This window comes from Planktotalea sp. (assembly GCF_018607965.1).
GTDB lineage: Bacteria > Pseudomonadota > Alphaproteobacteria > Rhodobacterales > Rhodobacteraceae > Planktotalea.
Genome location: NZ_JABBAM010000009.1, coordinates 1 through 9,704, shown reverse-complemented (window position 1 = coordinate 9,704; position 9,704 = coordinate 1). Strand labels below are relative to the sequence as shown.

The window sequence follows — 9,704 nt, the reverse complement described above, 5'->3', positions numbered from 1 at the left end:
ACCCACCATCAAAACACCCGCATGATTGGGATGACGCGCATAGCCCCACATCACCCGCTGCAGGGCCTCAAACCCATCGCCGTCGCCCGCCATGCCGCAACCCGTGCCATGCACGAACGCTGCAACACCATCTACGTTGGGATATTGCGCCATGATGTCGGGCGTAAAGTGATCCGCGATCATCCGCGCCGCCGTGGCCGAACAATTCACTGACGTGACGATGGCGATATAATTGCGCGTCCCGACGCTGCCGTTTTCACGACGATATCCCATGAAAGTATCGCGCTGATCCTCGGGCACCCTCGCGACAAGACGCAAGTCGGTCGAAAATTCATAGTCAGCCTCAGTATTTCGAAACTCAGTATTGTGCGTGTGCACGTGATCGCCCTCCGCGATATCGCGCGATGCGTAGCCGATGATTTGCGCGTATTTGCGCACCGCCTCGCCCTTCACGATCGCCAGTGTCGCGATCTTGTGACCAGACGGAACCAACCCCGTTGTCGCGATGCCTTCAACCTCGGCATCGGCAGCAAGCGCGCGGGTTGCAGTTACAACATTGTCGGCGGGGTCAAGGCGTACAAAGTCCATAGATTACTTTCGCTTTCTTAATTGACGTGTATTTCACACGCTCTCAAACGGTAGGAAATTGCATAGGGGCTCGCAGGTGTAAAATGAAATACGATTTGGTATACCAAATTAGAATATCGCGCGTATAATGCTGAGAAGTCAAAGCAAATTTCCATGTGAATCCATACAGTGGCTACGATGGAATTGCTTGAAATGCGAAGTGAAATTTGAGCAGGGTATATTTATGATAAAACAACGACTTGATGGAAAGCGTGTCTTAGTCACCGCAGCAGGCCAAGGCATCGGACGCGCCAGCGCCCTTGCGATGGCAGCTGAAGGCGCACAAGTTTTCGCCACCGACGTCAACGCCGAAGCACTGGCGACTTTGACCGGTGTAGAAACGTTTGCCCTTGATGTCCGCAACGATGACAGCGTGGCCGAAGGTGTCTCACGTGCCAATCCTGACGTGCTGTTTAATTGCGCAGGCTTTGTACACCATGGCTCAGTTTTGGATGCGACGGATGATGAACTTGACTTCGCCCTCGACCTCAACGTCCGTTCAATGGTGCGCACAATCCGCGCCGCCTTGCCCGCCATGCTAGAGCGCGGCACAGGATCGATTATCAACATGTCGTCCGCTTGTTCTAGCGTGATTGGCGCACCGAACCGCTTTATTTATGGCACCACTAAAGCGGCTGTTATCGGTTTGACCAAATCGGTCGCCGTTGACTATGTATCCCAAGGCATTCGCTGTAATTGCATCTGCCCTGGCACCGTAGAATCCCCCAGCTGGCACGACCGTGTTGATCAATTGGGCAAGCAATTGGGCAGTAAAGAAGCCGCCCTCAAGCAGTTCGTCGAACGCCAGCCCATGGGCCGCGTCGCAACTGCCGAAGAAATCGCTGCCCTCGTGGTCTACCTTGCCAGTGACGAAAGTGCGTTCACGACTGGGCACCCACACATCATCGACGGAGGTTGGTCAGGCCAATGAACAAGAAAATAGGCATAGAAGATCTACGAAGTCGCAAGTGGTTCATGAACCCCGACAATCCCGAAATGACCGCGCTGTATCTGGAACGCTACTTAAACTACGGCCTGACCCGCGAAGAGCTGCAATCGGGCAAACCGATCATCGCGATAGCCCAAACTGGTAGCGACCTTAGCCCGTGTAACCGCCACCATTTGGAACTTACCAAACGTGTGCGCGATGGCATCATCGCCGCGGGCGGCACCTGTATCGAAGTGCCTGTGCATCCGATCCAAGAAACCGGCAAACGTCCCACCGCGATGCTGGACCGCAACCTTGCGTATCTATCACTGGTGGAAACCCTGTTCGGCTATCCGCTGGACGGCGTCGTGCTGAACATCGGCTGCGACAAGACCACCCCTGCCCTCCTGATGGCCGCGGCGACCGTGAACATTCCTGCGATTGCCCTTAGTGTCGGCCCAATGCTGAACGGCTGGTTCAATGGCGAACGCACTGGCTCTGGCACAGTCGTTTGGAAGGCCCGCGAAATGCTGGCCGCTGGTGAAATCGACGCTGACGGCTTCATGGACTTGGTCGCGTCTTCAGCGCCCTCAGTCGGCTACTGCAATACCATGGGCACCGCCACGACGATGAATTCTTTGGCCGAAGCCCTGGGCATGCAGCTTCCCGGTTCTGCCGCGATTCCAGCGCCTTACCGCGAGCGCGGCCAGATCAGTTATGAGACCGGCAAACGCATCGTCGAAATGGTCTGGGAGGACATCCGTCCCTCAGACATCATGACCCGCGAAGCGTTTGAAAACGCCATCGTGATTAACTCGGCCATCGGCGGGTCAACCAACGCACCGATCCATTTGAACGGCGTTGCGCGTCACCTTGGCGTGCAGCTGGATAATGACGATTGGCAGAAGATTGGTCATGACGTGCCGCTTCTCGTCAACCTTCAGCCTGCGGGCGAATACCTTGGTGAAGACTACCAACATGCGGGCGGCGTGCCGGCTGTGGTTGGAGAATTGATGGCGGCTGATATGCTCCCCCATCCTAATGCTATCACCGCCAACGGGCAAACCATGGGCGACAATTGCAAAGCAAAGCGCAGCGCCGATACTCTTGTGATCAAACCTGTTAGCGATCCGCTAAAGGCGCAGGCCGGTTTCATCAATATGAAGGGAAATCTGTTCGACAGCGCCTTGATGAAAACCTCTGTGATCAGCCCTGCGTTTCGCGCGACCTATCTGTCCAATACAGATGACCCTAACGCGTTTGAAGGCCGCGCAATCGTTTTTGAAGGTCCCGAAGATTTCCACCACCGCATCGACGACCCTGCCGAAAATATCGACGCGCAATGCATATTGTTCATGCGTGGCGCAGGACCCAAGGGTTACCCCGGCGGTGCTGAAGTCGTAAACATGCGCCCGCCTGCTTATCTGATCAAACAAGGCGTCGAAGCCTTGCCTTGTATCGGTGACGGACGGCAATCTGGCACCTCTGGTTCACCTTCAATCCTGAACGCCTCGCCCGAGGCTGCCGATGGTGGCGGACTGGCGTTATTGCAAACGGGTGACCGCGTGCGTATTGACTTGAACAAATGCACTGTCGACATGCTTGTCCCATTGGAAGATTTGGCTGATCGCGCCCGCAAACTGGTGGCGTCCGGCGGTTACAGCATCCCCGAAAGCCAGACCCCATGGCAGGCGCTGTTCCGCGAAAAGGTCGGCCGTTTTGATGAGGGCATGACGCTGGACGGTTCCACGCAATATCAAGACCTCGCACGCAGGTATATGCCGCGCGACAATCACTAAAAGGAAAAGACGATGAAACTTGTACGTTATGGAGACATGGGCGCAGAAAAAGCAGGTCTTATGGACGGCGACACCCTGCGCGATCTGACGGCCCATGTGGCTGATATCACAGGCGATATGCTGGACGACGCGACACTTGATAAACTGCGTGCTATCGACCCCAGCACCTTGCCTGCTGTCAGCGGCAGCCCCCGCATCGGTACCTGTGTTGGCAACATCGGCAAGTTCCTGTGCATCGGTCTGAACTACTCTGACCACGCCGCCGAAACCGGTGCAGCAATCCCCGAGCATCCTATCTTGTTCTTCAAAGCCAACTCTGCCATCGTTGGCCCCAATGACGACGTGGTCATGCCGCGCGGATCGACCCATACCGACTGGGAAGTTGAACTGGGTGTCGTTATCGGCAAGACAGCCAAATACGTTAGTAAAGAAAACGCGTTGGACTATGTCGCAGGCTACTGCGTGATCAACGACGTTAGCGAGCGGCACTTTCAAACGCAACTGACAGGACAATGGACCAAGGGTAAATCCTGCGACACATTTGGTCCGACAGGCCCATGGCTGGTGACCCGTGACGAAGTCGGCGATCCGCAAAATCTTGCCATGTCACTCGACGTGAACGGCACGCGGATGCAAACCGGAAACACATCGACGATGATCTTCACTGTAGCCGAAATCGTCGAACACCTCAGCGGCTTGATGACGCTGCATCCGGGCGATGTGATCACAACAGGCACGCCTCCGGGTGTAGCGATGGGTATGAAGCCTGAACCGATTTACCTGAAGGTAGGCGATGTGATGGATTTGACAATCCAAGGCCTTGGCAACCAGCGACAGGAGGTCGGTCAAGATGCCTGATCTTTTGCTCATCGGGGGTGCCACCGATAAAATGATGGCGCAGATGGCGGAAGAATTCGCCATCCACAAGCTGGCGGATGGCGGCTACCCCGCTGACAAAATTACCCATGTTTGCACCAACGGTCACGACGGGATTAAACCCGATGTCATGGCGTCCTTGCCCAACCTCAAGCATATCTCGTGCTACGGCGTGGGTTACGACGCCATCGACACAACCGAAGCCGTGAAACGCGGCATCGTCGTCACGCATACACCGAATGTTTTGAACGCCGAAGTTGCCACCACGGCCGTTTTGCTGATGCTCGCTTGCTACCGCGAAGCTTTGCGAGACGATGCTTATGTACGTTCCGGCGCGTGGGAAACAAAGGGTAACGCGCCGCTCACCCGCTCAGCGGATAATCAAACCATCGGCATCTTGGGACTGGGCCGCATTGGCCAAGCAATCGCCGATAAACTTGCGCCGTGGAACCCGACAATCGTGTACCACAGCCGTAGCAAAAAAGACGTCGCCTACAAATACTACGACGACCTCAAAACAATGGCCACAGACTGTGACGTTCTAGTCTGCATCACCCCCGGCGGGCCTTCGACGAATAAAATCGTAAACGCCGATGTGTTGGCAGCCCTTGGTCCACACGGCACGCTGATCAACGTCGCACGCGGGTCTGTCGTGGACGAAGGGGCGATGATCGCTGCCTTGCAATCTGGCGCGCTCGGCTGGGCAGGCTTGGACGTATTCGAAGCCGAACCGCATGTGCCTCACGCACTGCGTGATCTTCCCAACACGGTTGTGCTGCCGCACGTCGGTAGCGGCACGATTGAAACCCGCGCCGCGATGGGCGCACTGACGGTTGATAATTTGTTGCAACATCTCAGCAAAGGCACGGTGATTAGCCCAGTGCCAGAATGCGACGGGATGTAGCAAAGTGGCGCGGATCGCGGCTGTCACAGCACGCCTGTTTGCCGTGCCACTCGACGAAGTGCTGGTGGACGCCAAACACGGCGACCACACGCATTTCCATCTGATCACAGCGACCGTCACGCTGAGCGACGGGCGCAGTGGCACAGGTTATTCTTACAACGGTGGACGCGGCGGCCATGCGACGGCAGCCATGATCACCCATGACCTTGCACCGATGCTTGTTGGGCATGACGGCGGCGGCGTCGAGGTGCTTTATGACGCAATGCAATGGCACGTCCACTATGTCGGGCGTGGCGGTATCGCCAGCTTTGCAATTTCGGCCATCGACATCGCCCTTTGGGATTTGCGCTGTCAGGCGTTGGATCAACCCTTGTGGCGCGTCGCAGGAGGCGCCGCCAAAACCTGCAAGGTCTACGGCGGCGGCATTGACCTGGCCTATCCCCTGCCTAAACTTTTGACCCATGTGCAAAGCTATCTTGACGCAGGCCTTGGCGGCGTCAAAATTAAGATCGGACAACCTGATATGGCCGATGACATCAACCGCATTCGCGCCGTGCGTGCGCAGATCGGACCCGACGCGGCATTTATGATTGACGCAAATTATTCACTCACCCGCGCACAGGCAATTGAACTGGCCTTGGCGGTTAAAGATCAAAACATCCTTTGGTTCGAAGAACCCATCATCCCTGACGATTACGCTGGCTATGCAGAGGTCACAAACGCCTCTGGCATGGCTGTCGCACAAGGTGAAAACCTGCACACAATCCATGAATTTGAAATGGCCCTCGCCCAAGCCAATCTAAGTTATATCCAACCCGATGCGTCAAACTGCGGTGGCATCACTGGCTGGCTGCAAATCGCTGAAATGACACGCGGCACAAACGTTCCCGTCTGTTCGCACGGGATGCAAGAATTGCACGTTTCTCTAGTGTCATCGCAAGAGCATGGTGGTTGGCTAGAGGTGCACAGCTTCCCCATCGACCGTTACACCACACGCCCGCTCGTGATCGAAAGCCAACGCGCTGTAGCTCCTGATGTGGCGGGCATTGGTGTCACGTTCGATTGGCCAAAACTAACCCCGTTCGAGGTCACCTGATGCTTGCTTTTGCCGCTGCTGTGTTCTTCTTGATCGTCTCTCCCGGCCCGGGTGTTTTATCAACAGCGGGCGTTGGTGCAGCCTATGGCTACCGCAACGGATTGGCCTACGTCGCTGGGCTATTTGCGGGTAGTAATTTGGTGGCTCTGCTCGTTATCTCAGGCGTCGCAGCAACTGCACTTGCCCTGCCGTGGCTACGCGCAACGCTGCTGATCGCCTCACTTGGATATCTACTGTGGCTTGCGTGGCGCATCGCCAGCGCGGGCGCGCAAATCGGCTTTATCGAGGCCCGCACGCCGCTAGGTTTTTGGAACGGATTGGCCCTGCAACCGATCAACCCCAAAGCTTATGTCGTCAACACAACTTTATTCACTGGCTTTAGTTTTATGCCCGACGCCCTATCGCTAGAAACGGCGATCAAACTTCTGATCATGAACATGATCTGGATACCCTTGCATCTTGGCTGGCTTGGCGCAGGGATCAGCCTACGCCGACTTGACCTTGGCCCGCAGACACAACGCCACATGAATATCGCAATGGCGTTTTCGATGTTGGTCGCGGTCGCTCTAGCGCTTTGGTCGCAGACCTAAAGCGAGGCGGTGATTCCGCCGTCCACATAAAGCGTATGACCGTTCACAAAACTGGACGCCGCCGAAGACAAGAACACCGCAGCGCCCACTAATTCCTCGACCTTACCCCAGCGGCCTGATGGCGTGCGCTTGGCCAGCCACTCGGAAAATTCGGGATCCGCAACCAAAGCCGAATTCAACGGCGTGTCGAAATAACCAGGTGCGATTGCGTTGCACTGCAACCCATGTTTCGCCCAGTCCGTCGCCATGCCTTTAGTTAGATTGCCAACCGCCCCTTTTGTTGCCGTATAGGGCGCAATACCAGGTCGCGCGAGGGCAGTTTGCACACTCGCAATGTTAATAATCTTGCCTTTGCCGCGTTTGATCATATGCCGCGCCACCGCTTGACCAACGTGAAACACGCTAGCGACATTGGTTTGCAACAAACGTTCAAACGCATCCGCGGGAAATTCTTCTAACTCACCGCGATGCTGCATGCCTGCGTTATTGATCAGGATATCAATCGGGCCCGTCTCTGACTCAAACGCATCCACTGCCGCGCGCACCGCGTTATGGTCGGTCACGTCAAAGGCCAGGACTTGCACAGTGCCACCAAGCTCTTTTGCCGCTTGCGCTAGTTTACTTGTATCACGCCCGTTCAAAACAACTTTGGCCCCGGCTGCCGCCATGCCCTTTGCTAAGGCAAAACCGATGCCCTGACTAGATCCGGTGATCAAAACGCGCTGACCCGTCAGGTCAAACAGAGAGAGGCTCATGATATTTTCCTTTGGTGCTTTTACAGAAGTATCGTTAGGTTCGGTCAAGTTGTACATAACTAAGTGAGATCAATCATGCGCGCAGTCGTCATTCACGCAGCACAAGATTTGCGGATCCAAGAACAATCCCCCCTGCCCGCGCCAGCCGCTGGTGAAATCCGCATCACCATGGCTGTTGGTGGCATTTGCGGATCCGACCTGCATTACTACAATCACGGCGGCTTTGGTGCAGTACGGCTACGCCAACCCATGGTGCTGGGCCACGAAGTGTCCGGCCATATCGCTGCTCTCGGTGACGCGGTCACCGGGTTCGTCCCCGATCAATTGGTAGCGATTTCACCATCACGGCCTTGCGCCCAATGCGACTACTGCCTGCGCGGCCAACCCAACCACTGCGAAAACATGCGCTTTTACGGCAGCGCCATGCCCTACCCCCACATTCAAGGCGCGTTCAGCCAAGAGCTAATAGTCGATGCAAGCCAATGCGTCCCCGCAGATGGTCTAAGCCCCGAAACCGCTGCCATGGCAGAGCCCTTGGCCGTTTGTTTGCACGCGATGCGCCAGGCAGGCGACTTGGTTGGCAAGACGGTTCTAGTCACAGGCTGTGGACCTATCGGTGCTCTCACGATACGCGCCGCGCGCCGCGCTGGTGCTGCGAAAATCATTGCGACCGATCTGTCAGACTACACACTCGCCATGGCCAAAAAATGCGGCGCAGATGTTGTGTTGAACTTGGCGAGTAACACCGACGCGCTTGCGCCCTTCACCGCGGGCAAAGGCCAGATCGACGTGCAGTTCGAATGCTCTGGCGCACCAGCGGCGCTTGCGTCAGGCGTCGCAGCGTTGCGCCCAATGGGGACACTCGTCCAACTTGGTATGGGCGGCGACATGACCATCCCGATGCAAACGATCACAGCCAAAGAGTTAACCCTGCGTGGGTCGTTCCGGTTTCACAGCGAATTCGCAACAGCCGTGACAATGATGCAAAAAGGACTGATCGACGTCACCCCTTTGATCACGCATAAATTCGGCTTGGACGAAGCAATAGATGCCTTCGAAATGGCCAAAGATCGCAGCCAAGCGATGAAAGTTCAGATCGCCTTTACCTGAGGCAAGTGCATGCATTATTCATCCGAATGTAAAGGTCAGGATCGTGATGGATTACAATAAATGACCGCCCTTTTGGAAGGATAGAGCCATGGCAACCACGGCAACCAATTCCGTCAAACTTGGGCTAATCGGTGACAATATAACACACTCAAAATCCCCGCGGCTGCACCGCACAGCGGGGAAGCTAACAGGCCTTAATGTGACCTATGACCGGCTGATCCCGAAGGACATTGGGTTATCCTTCGACCAAGTCTTCGAGCAGGCGCGCGCCTCGGGATTTCGCGGCATCAACGTTACATACCCCTACAAAGAAATAGTGGCTTTGAAAGTGACAGTTTCTGATCCGCTCGTACGTGGTATCGGAGCTGTCAACACCGTCGTGTTTGATGCTGATGGACCAAAAGGGTTCAACACCGACTACACTGGCTTCATGAATGCATACAGGTCGGCGCGCGGCTCAGCGCCGCCGGGCGTAGTTTGCCTGATCGGTACTGGCGGCGTTGGCAAAGCTGTTGCCTTTGGTCTGGTTGCATTGGGCGCGCAGGCAATCCATTGCGTTGATCTTGATCTCGCCAAAGCGGCCAGCCTTTCAAATGCGCTGGTGGCACTTGGATCGCAAACGCGGATCGAGGTGTTTGGGAATGCGGTTGATGCTGTGGACGGTGCGGACGGGATCATCAATTGTACTCCTCTGGGAATGGTTGGTATCGCCGGATCGCCATTGACTGCTGATGCAATGCTTGGGGCCACGTGGGGTTTTGATGCGGTCTACACGCCCGTTGATACACAATTTTTGCAGGATGCAGAGCGCGTGGGTCTTGTTGTTATTTCTGGCTATGAGTTATTTTTTGGTCAGGGCGTTGATGCTTGGAGGATCTTCACCGGGGTCGAAATCGACCACGCAGCGCTCAGGGTCGCCATTCAAGGTGACGAGATATGAAGACCTCCATAACTGACGGTGATTTCGACGGGATAAAAATTTTTGAATAAGACATCATCGCCCACGGCAGGAACCCGCG

10 protein-coding genes are annotated in these 9,704 nt (G+C 55.8%); 8 read left to right on the top strand and 2 right to left on the bottom strand.

Annotated elements, in window-relative coordinates:
* Positions 1 to 588: UxaA family hydrolase (locus QZ279_RS00495; protein ID WP_293446827.1), on the bottom strand; the 588-nt coding region annotated here is incomplete at its 3' end.
* A 223-nt stretch (positions 589 to 811) separates the two neighbouring features.
* Here QZ279_RS00495 and QZ279_RS00490 point away from each other — a divergent pair.
* Genes QZ279_RS00490 through QZ279_RS00465 form a run of 6 tightly spaced genes read left to right on the top strand, consistent with a single transcriptional unit; the run spans position 812 to position 6,820 of the window.
* Complete coding sequence (locus QZ279_RS00490; RefSeq protein ID WP_293446826.1) at positions 812 to 1,558, top strand: SDR family oxidoreductase; 747 nt, start codon at positions 812 to 814, stop codon at positions 1,556 to 1,558.
* A complete protein-coding gene (locus QZ279_RS00485; RefSeq protein WP_293446825.1) occupies positions 1,555 to 3,354 on the top strand; it encodes an IlvD/Edd family dehydratase in 1,800 nt (599 codons plus the stop codon). The genes QZ279_RS00490 and QZ279_RS00485 overlap by 4 nt, the downstream gene beginning before the upstream one ends.
* A 12-nt stretch (positions 3,355 to 3,366) precedes the next feature.
* Positions 3,367 to 4,212 carry a fumarylacetoacetate hydrolase family protein gene (locus QZ279_RS00480; RefSeq protein ID WP_293446824.1) on the top strand — a complete coding sequence of 282 codons (846 nt, stop codon included), beginning with the start codon at positions 3,367 to 3,369 and terminating at the stop codon, positions 4,210 to 4,212.
* Positions 4,205 to 5,134 carry a 2-hydroxyacid dehydrogenase gene (locus tag QZ279_RS00475; protein WP_293446823.1) on the top strand — a complete coding sequence of 310 codons (930 nt, stop codon included), beginning with the start codon at positions 4,205 to 4,207 and terminating at the stop codon, positions 5,132 to 5,134. Before QZ279_RS00480 ends, QZ279_RS00475 begins: the two co-directional genes overlap by 8 nt.
* Before the next feature lie 4 nt (positions 5,135 to 5,138).
* Positions 5,139 to 6,230, top strand: coding sequence for a mandelate racemase/muconate lactonizing enzyme family protein (locus tag QZ279_RS00470; RefSeq protein WP_293446822.1), 1,092 nt, complete (start codon positions 5,139 to 5,141; stop codon positions 6,228 to 6,230).
* Positions 6,230 to 6,820, top strand: coding sequence for a LysE family translocator (locus QZ279_RS00465; protein ID WP_293446821.1), 591 nt, complete (start codon positions 6,230 to 6,232; stop codon positions 6,818 to 6,820). Before QZ279_RS00470 ends, QZ279_RS00465 begins: the two co-directional genes overlap by 1 nt.
* On the opposite strand, the gene QZ279_RS00460 is transcribed toward QZ279_RS00465, so the two are convergent.
* Positions 6,817 to 7,575 (bottom strand): SDR family oxidoreductase, encoded by a 759-nt coding sequence (locus QZ279_RS00460; protein WP_293446820.1) that lies wholly within the window; start codon positions 7,573 to 7,575, stop codon positions 6,817 to 6,819. The genes QZ279_RS00465 and QZ279_RS00460 overlap by 4 nt on opposite strands.
* Positions 7,576 to 7,650: 75 nt before the next feature.
* Between QZ279_RS00460 and QZ279_RS00455 the strand changes: the two genes are divergently transcribed.
* Positions 7,651 to 8,685, top strand: a complete 1,035-nt coding sequence (locus QZ279_RS00455) for an L-idonate 5-dehydrogenase (protein ID WP_293446819.1) — start codon at positions 7,651 to 7,653, stop codon at positions 8,683 to 8,685.
* 88 nt (positions 8,686 to 8,773) lie between these two features.
* Positions 8,774 to 9,625, top strand: a complete 852-nt coding sequence (locus tag QZ279_RS00450; protein ID WP_293446818.1) for a shikimate dehydrogenase — start codon at positions 8,774 to 8,776, stop codon at positions 9,623 to 9,625.
* The last annotated feature ends 79 nt before the right edge of the window (positions 9,626 to 9,704 follow it).